Below are 20,544 nucleotides of genomic sequence, written 5' to 3'. Positions count from 1 at the left end.
CGGGCATACTAAATTATGCTATAAAAGATAAGGAGAGGATGGAATGTTCTATATATACACAGCAGCCTTAATTATTTTAGCCTTAATTATTTATAGGCTTTTAAATAACAGGAATGACGATGAACATAATTTAATGGAGGATGTTCCAACGATAAGCGTGAATAAAGAAGAACTTGAAAAACATGCTTACGAAATTTCTCAATATTACTCAAAGATTACAAGAAAGTCAGACTGCAGAAGAAAATTAATGAAAAGTTTAGATAGAAGTTATGATGAAATATTAAAGACTTATGAGTACATAGATAAAGAAGCAAAAAGTAAAAGAGAAGTGGCTCCAGCAGCAGAATGGATGCTTGATAACCTATATTTGATTGAAAAGGAATATAAGGATATAAAGCATAACATGCCAGTCTCCTACTATAAAGGTCTTCCTGTTATAAAAAAAGGAATATTAAAAGGTTATCCAAGGATTTATCATTTAGCTGTAGAGCTTGTATCACATACAGATGGTAGAGTTGAGGAAGATAGTGTTGAAACTTTTTTAAATGCTTATCAAAGCAATACAATGCTTACTATGGGAGAGCTATGGGCACTGCCTATTATGATTAGAATTGCATTAATTCAAAATATAAGCAAGATAGCCTGCAGTATTATGTTTGCACAAGAGGAAAAGAAACGGGCAGATGCAATAGCAGAAAAAATTCTTAATGAGGAAAATGATGATTTACTTGATGAAAAAGTAAAAGAATTACTTCAAATAAGCGAAAGACTTAATGTACATTTTGTGGAAAGGCTTTTAAAAGTTTTAAGAGATAATGGCGTTGATAATCAGAAAGCTTACAGTTGGATTGAAGAAAAATTAGAATTTCAGCAGACAACTGCTGAGAAAATGATAGCTGATGAACATCAAAAACAAACAGCTTTTCAGATTTCAATAGGAAATTCTATAACAAGCATAAGACAGATGGGAGCTCTTAACTGGAGAGAAGCTTTTGAAAAATTAAGCTATGTAGAAAGAATTTTAAGACAAGATCCAGAAAAGATATATGAGGCTATGGATTTTGAATCAAGAGATTATTACAGGCATAAGATAGAAAAGCTTGCAAAGCGCATTAATATAGAAGAGGCTATTGTTGCAAAAAAGGCATTAGAGTGTGCTGAAAATTGTTCTTCAGATATAGATTATGAAAAACACATAGGCTTTTACTTAATAGATGAAGGCGTAAAAAACTTAAAGTCTGCCCTCAACTACAGAGAAATAGGACATGGAAGTACAAAAAAAATTACAAAGAATAAAAATGATATTTTTTACATAGGTACAATAATATTAATCACAGTATTATTATGCATACTAGTTCTAAGTATTGTGAGGTTAGAAAACAATAATATATCAGGAACTATATATTTTATTTGTTTTTTAGCTGTATTAATACCTTGCAGCGAAATTGTTATATCTATATTTAACTGGAGTATTAATCATTTATCTGCTCCAAGGTTTATACCTAAGATGGAATATAGAGAAGGTATACCAGAAGAATACAGTACTGTTGTAGTTATTCCTACGATAATTAATAATGAAGAACGGGCACATGATTTAATTAGCGATATTGAGGTATATTACTTAGCTAACCAAGAAAAGAATCTTTACTATGCTCTTTTAGGAGACTTTAAAGACAGCAAGTCAGAGCATGAAGAAAATGACAATAAAATAGTAGAGGCAGCACTCTCGGATATAAAAGCCCTAAATGAAAAGTATTCAAAAGATAATAAAGATATTTTCTTTTTTTTAAACAGATACAGGCAATACAATGAGAAGGAAGGTCTATGGCTTGGCTGGGAGAGAAAACGCGGAAAGCTTATGGAGTTTAATTTCCTTTTAAGAGGAGATAAAAGTACCAGCTACAATATAATCAGCGGAGATATAAAAACACTTAAAAATGTAAAGTTTGTAATAACTTTAGATGCGGATACTGAATTGCCAAGAGATATCGCTAAAAAGCTTGTAGGAGCAATGGGGCATGTACTTAATAGACCTAGGATAGACTATAAAAATAAGCGAGTGCTTAGAGGATATGGATTAATGCAGCCAAGAGTAAGTGTAGGAAGTATAGCTGCAAATAAAACTATGTTTTCTAAGATTTTTTCAGGTGAGACTGGTATTGATATGTATACTACTGCAGTATCTGATGTTTATCAGGATTTGTTCTGTGAAGGTATCTTCACAGGCAAGGGCATCTATGATGTAGATACATTTAATTATATGCTTAAGGATGAAATACCAGAAAATACAGTTCTAAGTCATGACTTACTGGAGGGCTCATATGTAAGAACCGCTTTAGTAACAGATGTTGAACTTATAGATGGCTACCCTGCTTACTATAATTCAAGTTCTATGAGGCTCCACAGATGGGTAAGAGGAGATTGGCAGATAATTAAATGGATTACTAAAAAGTCCATTTTAAATTTAATCTCAAGGTGGAAGATTTTTGATAATTTAAGAAGAAGCTTACTAGCACCGTCACTTATAATATTGATAAGTTTGTCCTTTTGGATACTCCCGCGCAGTGATGAATGGATAATTATTGCTTTACTTGCTATAGTTTGCCCGATACTTTTTGATGTGTCTGAAGCTGTAGTATCTCCTATTAAGGGAATAAGCTTGTCAGGTAGAATAGGAAATGCAAAGCTTGCAATTGAACAGTTGTTTTTGATATTTTGTTTTCTCCCTTATCAAGCTTACTTGATGGTTGATGCAGTTTTTAGAACAATTTACAGATTAAGTATAAGTAAAAAGCATCTTTTGGAATGGCAGACAGCAGCAGATGTAGAGGCTGGGCTTGGAAAGAAGCTGAAGAACTTTATATTAACCATGTGGCCAGCAAGTATTATTGCTCTATTGATATTAATGTTAGCTTTTAATAATTCTCTAAACAGTGGGCTTTTAATGCTGCCTTCCTGCTTTATTTGGGGAGTTAGTCCGATATTAGCCTACTATATAAGCAAAGATATAAAACATAGAGCTTCTGAATTAAATTCTGAGCAGCAAAATATACTTAGAAGGTTAAGCAGAAAAACCTGGGCGTATTTTGACGATTTTGTTAACGAAGAAAATAACTATCTGGCACCAGATAACTATCAGGAGGATCCGCCCAATGGTGCAGCTCACAGGACCTCCCCTACTAATATGGGAATGAGCTTTACATCTGCTTTATCAGCCTTTGATCTTGGATATATTGGTATACTTGAAGCCGCAGAAAGAGTAGATAAGATACTAACAAGTATGGAGAATCTGACAAGATATAAAGGCCATTTTTATAATTGGTATGACACTATTACAAAAGAGCCGCTGTACCCAAGATATATTTCAACAGTTGACAGCGGTAATTTAGTGGGATACTTAATGCTTACTTCAGAAGGGTTGAATGAGTATATTAATAATCCTCTTATAAATAGAGAAAAATTTATTGGACTTTGTGATATTCTTGAGCTATGTAATGAAGAAATAGAAGATTCTGCTGACATTAAAGAGTTTTTTTCAAATACTATAAAGGATATTAAGGCATCTGACGTAAATGCAGCAGCCTTTAAAAGAATTCTTATGGATGTTTGGGGCAAGTTAATTGAAGTGGAAAAGATTAAAGGAATGCAGGGGTTGTATTGGATTTCTAAAGCCAAACATTCTGTTACAAAGTATTTAGGAGAACTTCAGAAGCTTTTGCCATGGTCTGATATTATTATTGAAAGTCCGGATAATATGAAAAGCTTGGCAGAAAAGCTTAATATGATAACAAACAGCATAAATATTAAGGAATTTAATAAAGAGTTAGATAAGATTTTCCGGGAAATAGAACTTAATCTTAATAGAAGCAGCAAGGAAAAAACTGAAACTGAATGGCTTGAACAGATTTCTATGCTTATTAATAATAGTAAGACTGAGATAGATAAAATTCTAAATAAGATAGATAATTTAAGAAACAGACTTGATGCTATGGCTCATTCTACAGATTTTTCAATGCTTTATGATAAAAAACGCCAGCTTTTTGCTATTGGTTATGATATAGAAAAAGACAGTCTTGGAAATTCTCATTATGACCTGCTGGCTTCGGAATCACGACAAGCAAGCTTTATTGCTATAGCAAAAGGTGATGTTGAGCAAAAACACTGGTTTAGGTTAAGCAGAGCAATGACCTTAATGGGTAAAAGCAAGGGATTAGTTTCTTGGAGCGGAACTATGTTTGAGTACTTTATGCCGCTGTTAATTATGAAAAATTATCCCGATACTTTGCTCGATGAAACTTACAGAGCTGTAATTGACGGTCAAAAGAGATATGCAAGAGACAGAAATGTACCATGGGGAATTTCTGAATCAGCATATAATACTTTTGACCCAGCTTTAAATTACCAGTATAAAGCCTTTGGTGTTCCTGGTATAGGACTCAAAAGAGGTCTTTCAAATGAACTTGTTATATCTCCTTATTCTACTGTCATGACGCTGCAGATTGACAGAGAGGGTGCTTTAAATAACATCAATAGATTAATAGATGAAGGTATGGAAGGAAAATATGGTTTTTATGAAGCTGTAGATTATACAAAGGAAAGACTTTCCAAAGGGAAAAAGAAGGCTGTTATAAAATGTTTCATGGTTCACCATGAAGGAATGAGTTTTATGGCTTTAAACAATGCACTAAATAAAAATATTTTACAGGAAAGATTTCATAGAATACCTATTGTTAAGGCTACGGAACTACTGCTTCAGGAAAGAGTACCCAAAAGAGTTGTATACGATAGAGAGCAAAAGTTTGAAGTTATTGATCTATCAAGTGAAAAACAAAACATGGCATCCAGGAGCTTCGATACAGCTAAAACAGAAATTCCAGAAGCACATTTGCTATCCAACGGAAGTTATTCAGTTATGATAACAAACAGCGGCAGCGGCTATGGGAAGCTTGAAGATATGACTGTATACAGGTGGAAAGAGGACGTTACCTTAGACAATACAGGCATGTTTTTTTATATTAAAAATTTAAATTCAAATGAGTACTGGAGTGCTGCTTATGAGCCGTGTAAATCAGAAGGAGAGGATTATAAGACTGTTTTTTCTCTTGATAAAGCTGAATTTAGAAGAAAAGATGGAAACTTAACAACAAATACAGAAGTAGCTGTATCGCATGAGGATAATGCAGAAGTAAGAAGGATATCTATTACAAATCGCAGTGAGCATGAACGAATCGTTGAAATAACAAGCTACTGCGAAGTCACTCTGGCACCTTATAATGCTGATATTGTTCATCCAGCTTTCAGTAATTTGTTTATTAAAACAGAATTTATAGATAATCCTGGCTGCATTATTGCAAATAGAAGACCAAGAGCAAAAGGACAGAAGAAGCCTCATTTAGTTCAAACTACTGCAGTATTGGGTGGGGAGACAATTGGAAGCTTGCAGTATGAAACAAGCAGAGCGAATTTTCTTGGAAGAGGGAGAGACACATCAAATCCTCTTGTAATGGAAAACGATGCACCTCTTAAAAATACTGTGGGAGCAGTTCTAGATCCAATTATAAGTATAAGACGAAGGATAAAAATAAAATCAGGAGAAACGATTAAAATAGCTTTCATAACAGCAGTAACTGATTCAAAAGAAGAGGCTATAGAAACAGCTAGAAAATATAGTGAGATGAGCAATGTAAACAGAGTATTTGAGATTGCTTGGACCCAAACTCAAGTTGAAATGAAGTATCTGAATATAAAATCTGCACAGGCAAATTTATATCAGCATATGTCTTCTAAAATATTGTTTTTAAATTCAAGTCTTAGAAAGAGAGAGGAACTAATTAAAAGTATAAAAAAGTCTCAGCCAGCTTTATGGTCTTATGGGATTTCAGGAGACCTGCCCATACTTTTACTAATAATAAGAGGCGAAAAAGATTTGGATTTAGTAAGACAATTGCTTAAGGCTCACGAATACTTAAACATTAAGGGGCTTAAAGTAGATTTTGTAATAATTAATCTCCAGAACACGCTGTACACTCAGCCGCTTCAAGATTCTATCAGAGATTTGATTTCATCAAGCCATGTGAGGGATAAGCAAAATAAGCCTGGAGGAGTATTTCTTCACAGTAAAGGAACTATGGCAGTAGAAGATGTTGAGTTTGTAACTTCTATAGCGAGACTTGTAATTGATGGAGATAGAGGAAGCTTAGTACAGCAGATTAAAGAAGAAGAATCGGCTGAAAGTAATTTAAAACCGCTTCAAAATACAGAAGAAAATTATACCTCTGCACAGGTTAATTTCTCACATTCTCATTTAGAGTATTTTAACGGTTATGGAGGTTTTGATACCGAAAAGGATAGGTATACAATAATATTAAAGGATTATATAAATACGCCTGCTCCGTGGATAAATGTAATTTCTAATAGAGAATTTGGATTTCATGTATCAGAAAGCGGAAACAGTTATACATGGTATAAAAACAGCAGAGAAAATAAGATTACTCCATGGTCTAATGATCCGGTGACTGATCCAACCTCAGAGGCTTTATATTTAAGGGATGAAACAACAGGAAAGCTTTGGAGTATTACACCTAAGCCTATTAGAGATGAAGGCCAGTATTTAGTTGAGCATGGCTTTGGTTATTCTAATTTTAAACATACAGCTTATGGAATAACAGGAGAAGCAACTTACTTTGTTCCAATTGACGAAAGTGTTAAACTGGGCATTATTAAGCTTAAAAATAACACTGAAAAAGAAAGAAAGCTTTCCATAACTTATTATGCACAGCTTGTACTCGGAGTTTATCCGCAACAGACTGCTCAGTATATATCAACTTATATAGATAAGAATAATAAATTTATTTATGCTCAAAATCCTTACAGTGAACACTTTGGAAAAGATTTTGCTTATTTAAAGCTTTCAGGCGGTGATGAAACTTCCTTCACAGGCGATAGAAAAGAATTTTTAGGAAGAGGAGGAAGGATAGAGTCTCCTGAAGCTTTAAAATACGAAGAATTTTCAAATAATATAGGTTCAGGATATGATCCATGCATGGTATGCAGTACTAAAGTTACTATAAAGGCAGGGGAAGAAGCTAATATTATAGTAATGCTTGGGCAAAAGGATAATTTTGAGTATATTGAGACAATTACAGAAAGCTTTAGCAATCTTGAAAGAGTAGAAGAAAAGCTAATTGAAGTAAAGAACTTCTGGAAGGATTTACTTCATAGAGTACAGGTTAAAACACCGGACAAAACTATGGATATTATGCTTAATGGCTGGCTTATGTATCAGACTTTATCATGCAGATATTGGTCCAGGACTGCCTTTTATCAATCAGGTGGTGCAATAGGTTTTAGAGATCAGCTTCAAGATGTAATGGCTATTGGATACTTAGAACCAAATTTTATTAGAGAGCATATAATTCATAGTGCTTCAAGACAATTTATTGAAGGAGATGTACAGCATTGGTGGCATCCTGTAGTTAACAGCGGAATAAGAACCCGTTTTTCAGATGATCTTTTGTGGCTGCCTTATGTAACTATTGATTATATTAAAAATACCGGAGACTACAGCATACTTGATGAAACTTCTTCTTATCTTATAGATGAACCTTTAAAAGAAGGAGAGGACGAAAGATATAAAATCACTCCTGCCTCCAGTGAAACAGGAACTATTTATGAGCACTGCATAAAGGCTATAGAGATATCATTAAGGTTTGGAAGTCACAATATACCTCTTATGGGAAGCGGAGACTGGAACGATGGAATGAGTACTGTAGGAAATAGGGGCAGAGGAGAAAGCATATGGCTAGGATGGTTTTTGTATAGCATATTAGATAACTTTAAAGATATATGCTTACACAAAAAAGATGAAAAGAGAGCAGAAAAATACAAAGATATGCAAGAATTTATAAGAGAAAATCTTGAAAAACATGCTTGGGACGGCGGATGGTACAGGAGAGCGTACTTTGATGATGGTACGCCTTTAGGCTCCTATGAAAATGACGAATGTCAAATTGACTCCTTATCTCAATCATGGGCTGTAATATCCGGTGCAGGAAAAAGATCTCGTATTGAAGAGGCTATGGAAGCACTTGAAAGGCATTTAATTAAAGAAGATAAAGGAATGGTGCTTCTGCTAACACCTGCTTTTAATAATTCTACACTTGAGCCTGGTTATATAAAAGGATATATTGCAGGAGTAAGAGAAAATGGAGGTCAGTATACTCATGCTGCAACCTGGGTAGCTCTTGCTATGGCAAAGCTTGGCTATGGACACAAGGCTTGGCGAAGCTACCACATGATAAATCCTATTAATCATGCAAAGTCTCATCTGGAAGCAGAAAGATATAAGGTAGAACCTTATGTAATGACGGCGGATGTTTATACTACTGAAGGCCATGAAGGAAGAGGAGGCTGGAGCTGGTACACCGGAGCTTCAGGATGGATGTATAGAGTTGGAATTGAAGGTATATTAGGCCTCAAGCAGGTTAGTGGGAAAGGCTTTACTATTGAACCAGCAGTTCCTAAGGAATGGAATGAGTATCAAATATACTATAAAAAAGATAATTGTATATATAATATTGAAGTAAAAAGAGGAGAGGGCAATAAGATTTACCTTGATGGAAAGCCTTTAGAAGCTAATATAGTACCTTACCTGGAATCTGGAGAGCATGTTGTTGAAGTTATAATTTAAGGCTTAGTTAAAAATTAAATTTTTGTAAAATTATAAAAAAGAGACGGTTTTAAACTGTCTCTTTTCTTATATGGTGGTATAATTTAGTAGTAAATACTTGGTCATATTTTTAAATAACTGCATTAAATATAAATGTAGTTAAATAAATGGATGGAGGGTTTGTTATGACAGAATTAAGACAAGTTTATAAGTGTGAAAAGTGCGGAAACATGGTAGAAGTGATTCATGCATCAGGCGGAACTTTAGTATGCTGTGGTCAGCCAATGACTTTAAAAACTGAAAATACTACTGAGGCAGCGGTTGAAAAACATATACCTGTAGTAGAAAAGTTTGAGAATGGTGTGTTAGTTAAGGTAGGTTCAGTAGAACATCCAATGCTTGAAACACATTATATTGAGTGGATTGAAGTTGTTACTTTAAATAATGTTTATAGAAAGTATTTAAAACCAGGAGAAAAGCCAGAAGCTTTCTTTAATATCCAAGAAGAAATTTTATCTGTTAGAGAATACTGCAATCTTCACGGCCTTTGGAAAGCTTAACACAAAACTATTAATATTTTTTCAAAAGATTGTCAATAATAATATTGACAATCTTTTTATTTGGGAATATTATAAAGAAAAGATATTATTAAGCCGCTATACCAGGAAGCAAGTAAGTTTAAAAACAGATTTAAAGAGAGCTGCAGACGGTGAAATTGCAGCAGTTATGCTTAAACTGAATGGGTCTTGGAAGGTTGGGGATGAACATAAGTAGTCCTTCACGTAAGCCTTACGTTACAAAGGCAGGATATCATTGTGTATCTTATAAATAAGGAAAAGCATTATGCTTTTTGAATTAGGTGGCACCGCGTATGTTACGCCCTAAGGCTTTATAAAAAAGCCTTAGGGCTTTTTTAATTTTTAATTCTTCATTAAAAGAGGGAGGTATTATTATGGAAGAAAAGAGAAAGGTTATATTCAGTGGAATACAACCATCAGGTCAGCTTACATTGGGAAATTACTTAGGAGCAATAAAAAACTGGGTAAAGCTTCAAGAAGAATATGATTGCTACTTTTGTGTAGTAGATTTGCATGCAATTACAGTAAGACAAGAACCAAAAGATTTAAGAGCAAGAACCTTAGAGGTTATGTCTATTTATATAGCAGCAGGAATAGTTCCTGAGAAAAACACTATATTTATTCAGTCACATGTACCTGCTCATTCTGAGGCAGCATGGCTTTTAAACTGCTATACCTATATGGGGGAATTAAGCAGGATGACGCAGTTTAAAGATAAATCACAAAGATATGGTGATTCTGTAAGTGCAGGGCTGCTTGATTACCCAGTGCTTATGGCAGCTGATATACTTCTTTACCAAACAGATTTAGTGCCTGTTGGGGTTGATCAAAAACAGCACTTGGAGTTAGCCAGAGATATAGCTCAGAGGTTTAACAATACTTACAGTGAAACTTTTGTAATTCCGGAAGGCTATATAGCGCAAAATGGAGCAAAAATAATGAGTCTGCAAGACCCCACCAAGAAAATGTCTAAATCCGATGATAATCCTAACAGCTATATATTGATTATGGATCCTCCAGAAGTTATCAGGAAGAAAGTATCTAGAGCTGTAACTGACAGTATTGGTGTTGTAAAGTACTCAGACGAGCAGCCAGGAGTTAAGAACTTAATGACTATATTAAGTACAATAACAGGTCAAACTACCGAACAAATCGAAGAGAAATACGAAGGTCAAGGGTATGCCCAGTTTAAAAAGGATGTAGCTGAAGCAATTGTAGCAGAGCTTGAACCAATTCAGAAAAAAGTAAAGGAGCTTGTTGCAGATAAAGCATATCTAGAAAGCATATACAAAGCTGGGGCAGAAAAAGCTAATTATGTTGCTAATAAGACCCTTAGAAAGATGCAAAAGAAGATAGGATTTATACCGGTGTCCAAGTAAAATAAAGTCTTTCAAAATCAATAAAGTTTTTCAATAAGCCGTAGGCTGCAGGGTATTTTTAACTCAGCAGCCTACGTTTTTTTATAGAAAAGTTTAAATGTAAAAATAGGAATTTATGCTATAATTATCTTAAAGGAATATTTGAGAAAATTAAGAAACTTTGAGGAGATAGCAAGATGACTAATGATTTCTATTGTGAACAAGTATTAAACGGAAGAACAGAGGTAAGAAAAGTATTTGAAACAGAAAATGTACTTGCCTATTATCATACCAAACCAGCCTATGAGAAGCATATAGTAGTTATTCCTAAGAAACATATATCTTCTCTGATTACAATTACGGAAGAAGAAAACGATTTATTGTTAGAAATACTTAGTGTTGTAAAGAAAGTTGCTGCAGATGTTGTATCAGAATGTGGTGCTTGTAGAGTAATAACAAATTTAGGACAGTATCAAGATTCTAAACATCTTCACTGGCACTTAATATATGGAAGTAAAAAATAAGTTTATTAATATTAAATTGAGGGGATAGGTGTGATAGATATGCTAAGTAATCATATATCCCTAGCACAGATGATGATTTATCTGTAGTTGCTCCTGCTACTGCTAATATAATCGGTATAAAATATTACTCATTTAATCTAACAGGATTAAAAGAAATAATAAAGTAATTGAGGAGATATAAATGGAAACTCGTAAAATAGAATTCGCTGCAAGGGCATTTATTCTGAATGATGGCAAGTTTTTGGCATTGCACATGACAATAGCAAAGCATAATCTCTATGAACTTCCAGGAGGAAGAATGGAGTTTGGTGAAACCGCAGAAGAAACTTTAATAAGAGAAGTAAAAGAAGAGACTAACTTTATTGTAGAACCAGTAAAACTATTAGATACATGGAACTTTATTGCAGAAGATTATCAGATAACGGGGGTTATATATCTTTGCAAAATAAAAGAGGGAAGTTTAAAGTTATCTGATGAACATGATAAGTATGAATGGCTAGAATTTAATGAGGAAAATCTTGATAAGATGCATGAGGTTTATAAGATAAGAATAAAAAACTGGGACATCAATAATATACAAGGTTTATAGGAAATATCTATGAACTTCCATCTGAATTATCAGCAAAAATACATGATTTTGCAAGAGAGGTATGTATAGCATTAAAGCAGGTATATAAGTGTGATGGCACATTAACAAGACAGCGTAGTGAGCATGCTGGAAACCAAGATGTTTGGCACTATCATATCCATGTATCTCCTTGAAATACGGGAGCATTAAGTTAATACTACAGTAAAGGAGCAAACAAATGTTAAAAGTAAATATATACGATATAGGTAATATTGAAGATTGCGAACTAAATTTGCAGTAAATGCAGTACGATATAAGGATAGATGGATATTTGTTAGACATAAAGATATGACAACCTGGGAAATACCGGGAGGCCATAGAGAAGAAGGAGAAAATATTAAAGATACTGCATACAGAGAATTATTTGAAGAGATTGGAGCAAAGGAATTTAGATTATATCCTGTATGTATTTATTCGGTAGATAGAGATGGAGAAGAAAGCTTTGGACAGCTTTTTTATGCTGAGGTGGAGGAATTAGGAGATGTGCTTATGTATTATATGGATGTATTAAACAGATTTAATATATCTGCTGAAGAGTTTTCTTCGATTTATTTAAAAAAGTTTGAAAGCAATATGAAGAGGGATTACAAAAAACAGTATGAAAAAATGATATAGAAATTTAAAAACAAGATTATTTTTTAACAACTTTATTTTGAATTTAACATTTTGTTCAGTAACCATTGAATATAATTTAACATTATTATATAATAACCATGTGAATAATGTTAAATCAACCAGCTGGTTTTCGAAAATATTATTTAGTAAATAGGAGAAACTATGAGAAAAGTAACAATGCAGGATTTAGCAGATGCTCTTAAAGTATCTAGGGTAACCGTTTGGAAAGTTTTCAATGATTATCCTGGAGTTTCAGAACCTTTGCGTAATGAAATTATAACAAAAGCACTCGAGATGGGTTATCTAAAATCAGAACAGCCTACATCAACAGAACAACAGGTTAATATTACAGAAAAAGATGACCCAATTACTGTTTCTGTTGTTGTATCTCGTCCGGATACTTCAATGTTCTGGATAAGTATTATTCATTGTATTGCTAAACAACTGGCAAAAGATAATATTAACTTAATGTACACATACCTTCCGTCCAAATATAATGATTCCTATACCTTGCCTGCGGTTTTATCTAACGGTACTGTACAAGGTATGATTGTACTTAATGTTTACGATATTCCTATTTTGCAGATGTTAAACAAATTAAGAATACCAAAAGTATTTTTGGATATTGTCACTTCTATTCCAGAGGACACACTAACCGGTGACTTATTACTATTAGAAGGGCATAATACTATTCGTAAAATAACAAATTCTATTATTGAAAAGGGACGTACAGAAATAGGATTTATTGGGCCAACGGATTATGCGCGAACAAATCAAGATAGATATGAAGGGTTTCTATCTGCTATGTCATCAAATAATCTGCCTGTTAATTCTAAATTATGTTTAACAGGAAATATTGGTATTGATACTTACCAAGAGGAAATTAACCAATTCTTAAGCGGATTACATAGTATGCCTCAAGCCTTCGTCTGCGTAAATGATTTTGTAGCAAACCTTGTACTTCAATATTTGAATGAACATAAAATTCAAGTACCTAAAGACGTGGCAATAACCGGATATGATGGAATTACAGAACATGGTGACTTGACCAATTATCTTACCACGGTACAAGTAGATCTGAACGCCTTGGGAAAACGTCTAGTAAGACAACTGCTTTATCGTATTAACGATCCGGATTCTCCGTATGAAATTATATATATATCTTTTGATGTTTCATTTGGAGATTCTACAAATTTTTAATATAAAATAAGCTCTTTGACGAGATAGGGTATATGCATAAATTAGTAAATTGTTAGTATAACGTAACTATTCAGGCCTTTACAAATTTAAAATCATTGTATGATGTTAATTTTAAAAATGCAATATATATGGCTGAGTAGTTACTTATTGGCAAATGTTAAAAATACCAGCAACGTTGTAATTAACATATCATATTATATACGCTTCACAAAATTTATGGATGAACCTATTTTCTTCTCTTTTTTATGTCATTGTCATTTTATTATCTACCTTTCTGTTATTTTTAAGATAATCCCCAAATATTTTTTTGTTATTGTGAATCTGTTTAACATATTTTTTAAAAAAGCATCCTTATACTAGAAAAAACATAGTATAAAGATGCTTTTTTGTTGCTAAATATGCAGATATATGTTGAAAAGAAGTTGAGCAAACGCTAAAATTAGTCAAACATGATAAAGCTCAGGTAACAAAAAGTTAAAAATATCCTTTGGTTAATAATCCATAATGTTAAAATGCATTCAAATAATAACTAAATAAAAATTAATTTTATATATAGAAGATAAATATTAATTTAAAATAATTAACATTGCAAATATTAAAATGTTAAAAAATATTGCAAAAAAGTTAAAAGGATGTTAAAATTGATACATAAATACAACTAAGCCAAGTGGGAAAGTTAAAATATTAAAATAGAGAAGAAAAATTACAATATGTATTTGGAGGTTTTGGAAAAATATGAGTAGAATTATTGGAAATCGATTACCTAGTATGCCATGGCAAGACAAGCCTGTAGGATGTAAAGACCCGGTTTGGAGATATAGTAATAATCCTATTATTGGGAGAAATGCAATACCTACATCTAATAGTGTGTTTAATAGTGCAGTAATACCTTTTGAGGATGGATATGCAGGGGTATTTCGCTGTGATAGTAAATCCATTAGTATGGATATATTTATTGGATTTAGTAAAGATGCAATACATTGGGAAATTAATGAAAAACCTATAAGCTTTATAGGAGAAGATTCAGAAATTACAAAAAGAGAATACCGTTATGACCCAAGAGTTTGCTATATTGAAGACAGATATTACATAACTTGGTGTAATGGTTATCATGGACCTACTATAGGAATAGCATATACATTTGATTTTAAAACTTTCTATCAGCTAGAGAATGCATTTTTACCCTACAATAGAAATGGTGTACTATTCCCAAGAAAAATTAATGGAAATTATATGATGCTAAGCAGACCAAGTGATACAGGACATACACCTTTTGGAGATATCTTTTGCAGCCAGAGCAAGGATTTGGAGTATTGGGGTCATCATAGACATGTTATGTCAACTTATAATGGAGACAAGTCAGCATGGCAGTCTACAAAAATCGGAGCTGGTCCTGTTCCAATTGAAACTGATGAAGGATGGCTGTTAATTTATCATGGTGTGCTACATACATGCAATGGTTTTGTATATCGTATGGGTTGTGCTATATTAGACATCGACAAGCCTTGGATTGTAAAGCATCGTTCAGCAGCATATATTTTAGCGCCACATGAGTATTATGAGTGTGTTGGAGATGTACCAAATGTAGTATTCCCATGTGCAACGCTTACAGACAGTGATACCGGAAGAATTGCTATTTATTATGGTTGTGCTGATACAGTAACTGGTTTAGCTTTTACAACGGTAGATGAATTAATTAAGTTTACAAAAGAGAATCCACTATAAAATATTTTGATTGTAATTTTATTAAAGGAGGTTAAAGATCTAAATGACCTTTAACGAGCAGCCTAGCAATGGCAATGAGCTAGTCAGGCTGCCACGTGTTCCGACTGAAAGGAGGTTAAAGTCCTAAATGGACTTTAACGGGCAGGCTAGCGAGTGGAAACGAGCGAGTTCAGACTGCCCCGTGCTCCGACTAAAAGGAGGTTAAAGTCCTAAATGGACTTTAACGGGCAGACTAGCGAGTGGAAACGAGCGAGTTCAGACTGCCCCGTGCTCCGACTAAAAGGAGGAGACTATGATGCAAAATTGGTTTGAGGATGCAAAGCTTGGAATTTTCATCCATTATGGAATATATGCAGTAAAAGGTATTGCGGAATCTTGGTCATTTTTCAATGGAAGAATTTCCTATGAAGAATATATGGAACAATTAGAAGGTTTTACAGCCAGCAAGTTCGATGCAGGCAGCTGGGCAGAACTAATTGAAAAGGCAGGAGCAAAATACGCAGTATTAACTTCTAAGCATCACGATGGAGTTGCCTTATTTGACACAAAGTACAGTGATTTAAGTGTAATGAAGAAAACTCCAGCTAAGAAAGATATTATAAAAGAATTTAATAATGCGCTTGAAAAAAGAGGCATACATATAGGAGTTTATTATTCTCTTATCGATTGGTCTCACCCAGATTATCCATCTGTATATGCAAATGGAGAAATACCAGAAGACTTAAGCAAGGTCAATAGGTTTTCTAATCCAACAGATGGGGTTCAAGATGAAGATAAGTGGAAACGCTTCTTAGAATTCAATAATCATCAATTGTCAGAACTATTAACTAATTATGGCAAAGTGGATTTATTGTGGTTTGACGGTGACTGGGAGAGAAGTGCAAAGCAGTGGAATTTGCCTTCATTTAAGGAATATCTGCAAAGCTTTAACAAAGATATCATTATAAATTCAAGATTACAAGGGTATGGAGATTATAAAACTCCTGAACAAGGAATTCCTATTACAAGACCAGAAGGGCCATGGGAGTTTTGTACAACAATAAATGATTCCTGGGGATATGTACCTCATGATAATCACTACAAAACACTAAAGCAAATTATTCGTATGTTTGTAGATTGCATCAGCATGGGAGGTAATATGCTTTTAGATGTAGGACCTATGGAAGATGGAACAATACCTGAGCAGCAACAGGATATTCTCATTGGTTTAGGTAATTGGATTCGTCAGAATGAAGAGGCAATCCATGGTACAAGGGAAGGTATTATGCAGAGGTATTGGGCAGGCGGCAGTACACTATCAAAGGATAAGAAGACCTTATATCTATTTGTACATGATACACCTCAGGAAAGTCTTTGCTTAAAAGGTTTATCCACACCTATTAAGCGTATAAGTGTATTACATACAAGCAAAGAACTAAAACATGAAGTTCATGGAGGTGTTCCTTGGTTTAATATACCAGGTACTACATGGATATATATTTCACCAGAAGATGCTAATGAACACATAACGGTTATTAAGGTGGAGCTAGAAGACGAAATAGATATGTATGGTGGAGCTGGAGCCGTTGTTACACATAATTAATTAAATAACCAAAACTCACTAAGTATGATGGAATAAGATAAAATTTGGGGGTGAGTAATCATGCTTTTAACAGAAAGACAACGGGAGAAAATTGAAAAGCGGTTTGAGGAAATCAGAACTCTGGCAGCACATAGAGAAAATCCTCTTTTTCAGGTATTGGACTCTTGTAACGAAGAAGAACAAATCTGTTTGAAGTTCTTGTATGCCTATATGCCGCTTAGCGATTTGGCAAATTATGATGGAAAATTGTTTTTGAAATTTGTAAGACATGCTCTTAAAGTCAGAAAACTTGTTCCCTGGGGAGAGTCAATTGACGGTTTGACTTTTCTAAACTATGTTCTCCAATACAGAATTAATAATGAGAATATAGAGTTCTATAGTGAAGAATTTTTTAACGAAATTTATCCAAGAATCAAGGGAAAGGGTATGTATGAAGCAGCTATAGAGGTAAATTACTGGTGCCTTGAAAAAGCAACCTATCAAAGTACGGACATTAGAACATTGTCGCCTTTTTCAATTATACGAAATGCATATGGCAGGTGCGGAGAAGAATCTGTTCTTACCATTGCTGCACTCCGAAGTGTTTTTATACCTGCAAGGCAGTGTTATACACCACGATGGGCTCATTGTGATGATAATCATGCCTGGGTGGAAGTCTTGATTGACGGCAAGTGGAATTATCTTGGAGCCTGTGAACCTGAAATCAGGTTGAATACAGGATGGTTTGAACTTCCTGCGTCAAGAGGAATGCTGATGCACAGCCGCGTGTTCTCAGATATGACTGAAAATGAACTGATAACCAGTCGGACAGGACATCTTACAGAAGTGAATCTGACGCCACATTATGCAGAAACAAGAGAACTGGTAGTAAAGGTGGTAGGCAAGGAAGGCAGACCGCTAAAAGATATTGACGTGAAATTTGAAATTATCAACTTTGCAGAATTTTTTCCATTGGCACATTTAAAAACCAACAGTGATGGTGTTGCAAAGTTTATCACTGGTTTAGGGGACATAGTGGTGTTTGCACATAGTGAAAACGAATACTGCTACCAAAAGGTAGATGTACGAAAGACTACAAAGGTAGAATTAGTGCTTGGAGAAAATACTTTTGAAACAGAACCAGCTCTGATAGAAATGGTGCCACCTGTTGGTGGAATCAAAGATAAGCCTTTAACTAAGGAACAGGAAGCAGAACAAAAAAAGAGAGGCAGCAGAGCAGAAGAAAAGAGAAAAGCTTATGAAGCAACGCTTTACAATACAGTAAGTGCAAAGGAATATGCAAAGAAGTATTTGGAAAGCAGTAATAAGATTGAGACATTTTTAATTAATACAAGAGGAAACTATGATCAAATTATTGCATTTTTAGAAGATGATGAAACAAATAAGTATTTTTCTTATAAAATAGATTTACTAGAGAGCCTGCAGAAAAAAGATCTTTCAGATATCACGAAAGAGATTTTGAAAGAGCATTTAACTGAGGCAATGCCTTTTGCAGATGAGTTTGAAAGGGAGATATTTGTAAATTATATACTGTGCCCACGCATCTCTAATGAAATGATTTTTAATTATAGAAGATATATTGCAAAAAGTCTTACGGATAAGCAAATAATCGAATTTAGAGATGAACCAGAGAAAGTAGAGAATTATATAAGGGAAAAGATTCAGCTTAATAATGAATTAGAATATTCTAACTTAAGTGCTTCGCCGGTGGGGGCGTTGGAACTTGGAGTAGGTAATGAATTGACAATGAAAATTGCCTTTGTAGCTGTCTTAAGAACCTTAGGGATTCCTGCTAGGATAGAGAAGACAGATGGTTCTTTGGAGTTCTATAAGAATGGAACTTGGAATATTGCTTCTGAATCTTTGCGAGATTTAGAATTCAGAGATGCAAGACTAGTTCTTTTAAAAAAGAATGCAGACAATTTTGTTTATCATAAAAATTATTCAGTAGCTATATTGGAAAATGGAGCATATAAAAGTTTAGACTTTGAAGATATACAATGGCAGTCTGATACTATATCTTATAATGTGAAGCCTGGGAAGTATCGAGTGATGACTGCAAATAGACTACCTGATGGTACCATAGATAGCTGTTTATACTTTACCGAGATAGAGAGCGGCTGCGAAAAAGCTATTACTCTTTCTTTGCAGGAAAAAGACACAAAAAAGATGCGGGTACCACTTGAAGATAGAAAACTAGTGCAGCTTAATGGTGAAACTATACATTTATCACAGCTTCTAAAAGAAAAAAATATTGTAGCCTGGTTAGATGTAGGAGCAGAGCCTACGGAACACCTTCTAAATGAAATGATTGAAGCTAGTGATGATTTTAATAAAAAAGTAGAAAATATAGTTTTTGTTTTAAGTGATAAAGAGGAGTTAAATGACCCTACGTTACAAAAGACATTAGAAAAAATCCCTCATATTAAGCAATACCTACAGCAGGAAGAAGCTGCCTCTTTGGCGGACATCTATGATGGATTTTCGATTGGAACTAAGGGAATGCCATTGGTTCTAGTAGTAGAAAAGGATCTAGTCGCAGTTTTCGCTATGTCTGGATACCATGTAGGTATAGGCGAATTGCTACTTGAAAATTTGTTAAAGAAATGAGGAGAAGATGCGTATGAGTATGCAAGAAGTAAGGCAATTAAATGTAAAGCCAAAAAAAAGTTCTAATTTTATAAAAAATTTTAAACGAGACTATGTTCTCTGGCTGTTTGTTCTCCCTGGAATAGTTATAACCTTTATTTTCAGCTATATTCCTCTTTACGGAGTACAGATTGCTTTCAGAAACTATAATGCGAAGTTAGGTTTCTTTGGTAGTCATTGGGTAGGATTGGAGTATTTTAAAAGATATTTTGAGTCACCATATTTTTTCCAAACAATTTGGAATACCTTCTCAGTTAGTATCTACTCATTGATTGCTGGATTTCCAATTCCAATCATACTTGCTTTGTTATTGAATTCCTTCCGTCATAAGAGATACAGAAAAGTAATACAGAGTGTAACCTATGCACCAAACTTTATTTCTACGGTGGTTATGTGCGGTATGTTGTTACTGTTCCTATCTCCAAGTGTGGGAGTAGTTAATCATATTATACAAATCTTTGGCTTTAAACCTATTAACTTTATGGCCGATAAGAGTTATTGGAGACACATATATGTATGGTCAGGTGTATGGCAGAGCATGGGATGGGGTTCAGTTATATATTTTGCAGCTCTTTCCTCAGTAAGCCCGGAATTACATGAGGCAGCAGTTATGGATGGAGCTAGTAAATTTCAAATTGTGCGTCATATCGATTTTCCAAGTATTATCCCTACGGCTACTATTCTACTGATACTAAGCTGCGGCAGTATTTTGTCAGTTGGCTTCGAGAAGGTATTTTTGCTTCAGAATGACTTAAACTTAGGCGTATCTCAGGTTATATCAACTTATGTATACAAAGTAGGTCTTGTAGATAATAATGTTTCCTATTCTTCAGCAATTGGCTTGTTCAATTCAGCAATAAATGCGGTTTTATTGATAGCTGTAAACAAGATAGCTGATAAGCTTTCAGGAATTAGTATATGGTAAGGAGGTTAAAGTCCTAAATGGACTTTAACGGGCAACCTAGCGAATGGTAATGAGCGAGTTCAGGTTGCACCGAACTAAAGTCCTAAATGGAC

Annotated in this window: 11 protein-coding genes and 1 other annotated feature; all 11 genes read left to right on the top strand. The window is 34.2% G+C overall.

Annotation, left to right across the window (positions count from 1 at the left end):
* Positions 1 to 43: 43 nt before the first annotated feature.
* The 11 genes from JK636_RS10415 (at position 44) to JK636_RS10365 (ending at position 20,452) form a co-directional block, all read left to right on the top strand.
* Entirely contained in the window at positions 44 to 8,689 is an 8,646-nt protein-coding gene (locus tag JK636_RS10415) for a glycoside hydrolase family 94 protein (protein WP_202748858.1), read from the top strand.
* 164 nt (positions 8,690 to 8,853) lie between these two features.
* Complete coding sequence (locus tag JK636_RS10410) at positions 8,854 to 9,228, top strand: desulfoferrodoxin (protein WP_202748857.1); 375 nt, start codon at positions 8,854 to 8,856, stop codon at positions 9,226 to 9,228.
* 87 nt (positions 9,229 to 9,315) lie between these two features.
* Positions 9,316 to 9,555 (top strand) — a binding site (T-box leader).
* 65 nt (positions 9,556 to 9,620) lie between these two features.
* Positions 9,621 to 10,625, top strand: a complete 1,005-nt coding sequence (gene trpS, locus JK636_RS10405) for a tryptophan--tRNA ligase (RefSeq protein ID WP_202748856.1) — start codon at positions 9,621 to 9,623, stop codon at positions 10,623 to 10,625.
* Positions 10,626 to 10,801: 176 nt separating this feature from the next.
* Positions 10,802 to 11,128, top strand: a complete 327-nt coding sequence (locus tag JK636_RS10400) for an HIT domain-containing protein (protein ID WP_202748855.1) — start codon at positions 10,802 to 10,804, stop codon at positions 11,126 to 11,128.
* A 181-nt stretch (positions 11,129 to 11,309) separates the two neighbouring features.
* Positions 11,310 to 11,717, top strand: a complete 408-nt coding sequence (locus JK636_RS10395) for an NUDIX hydrolase (RefSeq protein WP_202748854.1) — start codon at positions 11,310 to 11,312, stop codon at positions 11,715 to 11,717.
* Between the two features lie 258 nt (positions 11,718 to 11,975).
* Positions 11,976 to 12,371: an NUDIX hydrolase gene (locus JK636_RS10390; RefSeq protein ID WP_243428196.1), complete on the top strand. Its 396-nt coding sequence runs from the start codon at positions 11,976 to 11,978 to the stop codon at positions 12,369 to 12,371.
* 162 nt (positions 12,372 to 12,533) lie between these two features.
* Positions 12,534 to 13,571: a LacI family DNA-binding transcriptional regulator gene (locus JK636_RS10385; protein ID WP_202748852.1), complete on the top strand. Its 1,038-nt coding sequence runs from the start codon at positions 12,534 to 12,536 to the stop codon at positions 13,569 to 13,571.
* Between the two features lie 735 nt (positions 13,572 to 14,306).
* Positions 14,307 to 15,296 carry a glycoside hydrolase family 130 protein gene (locus JK636_RS10380; RefSeq protein WP_202748850.1) on the top strand — a complete coding sequence of 330 codons (990 nt, stop codon included), beginning with the start codon at positions 14,307 to 14,309 and terminating at the stop codon, positions 15,294 to 15,296.
* A gap of 292 nt (positions 15,297 to 15,588) precedes the next feature.
* Positions 15,589 to 16,878, top strand: a complete 1,290-nt coding sequence (locus JK636_RS10375) for an alpha-L-fucosidase (protein WP_202748848.1) — start codon at positions 15,589 to 15,591, stop codon at positions 16,876 to 16,878.
* A 60-nt stretch (positions 16,879 to 16,938) separates the two neighbouring features.
* Positions 16,939 to 19,488, top strand: coding sequence for a transglutaminase-like domain-containing protein (locus JK636_RS10370; RefSeq protein ID WP_202748846.1), 2,550 nt, complete (start codon positions 16,939 to 16,941; stop codon positions 19,486 to 19,488).
* A 13-nt stretch (positions 19,489 to 19,501) separates the two neighbouring features.
* On the top strand, positions 19,502 to 20,452 hold the full coding sequence (locus JK636_RS10365) for an ABC transporter permease (protein WP_243428195.1): 951 nt from the start codon (positions 19,502 to 19,504) through the stop codon (positions 20,450 to 20,452).
* Positions 20,453 to 20,544: the final 92 nt, after the last annotated feature.

The sequence above is a fragment of the Clostridium rhizosphaerae genome, from assembly GCF_016765585.1.
Lineage (GTDB): Bacteria > Bacillota > Clostridia > Clostridiales > Clostridiaceae > Clostridium_AT > Clostridium_AT rhizosphaerae.
The sequence above is the reverse complement of the archived record's forward strand: the minus strand, read 5'-3'. Positions and strand labels throughout refer to the sequence as shown.

Coding starts and splice junctions, on each gene's coding strand:
- JK636_RS10375 (WP_202748848.1), top strand. CDS start 15,589: ATGATGCAAAATTGGTTTGAGGATGCAAAGCTTGGAATTTTCATCCAT.
- JK636_RS10385 (WP_202748852.1), top strand. CDS start 12,534: ATGAGAAAAGTAACAATGCAGGATTTAGCAGATGCTCTTAAAGTATCT.
- trpS (WP_202748856.1), top strand. CDS start 9,621: ATGGAAGAAAAGAGAAAGGTTATATTCAGTGGAATACAACCATCAGGT.
- JK636_RS10415 (WP_202748858.1), top strand. CDS start 44: ATGTTCTATATATACACAGCAGCCTTAATTATTTTAGCCTTAATTATT.
- JK636_RS10370 (WP_202748846.1), top strand. CDS start 16,939: ATGCTTTTAACAGAAAGACAACGGGAGAAAATTGAAAAGCGGTTTGAG.
- JK636_RS10410 (WP_202748857.1), top strand. CDS start 8,854: ATGACAGAATTAAGACAAGTTTATAAGTGTGAAAAGTGCGGAAACATG.
- JK636_RS10395 (WP_202748854.1), top strand. CDS start 11,310: ATGGAAACTCGTAAAATAGAATTCGCTGCAAGGGCATTTATTCTGAAT.
- JK636_RS10380 (WP_202748850.1), top strand. CDS start 14,307: ATGAGTAGAATTATTGGAAATCGATTACCTAGTATGCCATGGCAAGAC.
- JK636_RS10365 (WP_243428195.1), top strand. CDS start 19,502: ATGAGTATGCAAGAAGTAAGGCAATTAAATGTAAAGCCAAAAAAAAGT.
- JK636_RS10400 (WP_202748855.1), top strand. CDS start 10,802: ATGACTAATGATTTCTATTGTGAACAAGTATTAAACGGAAGAACAGAG.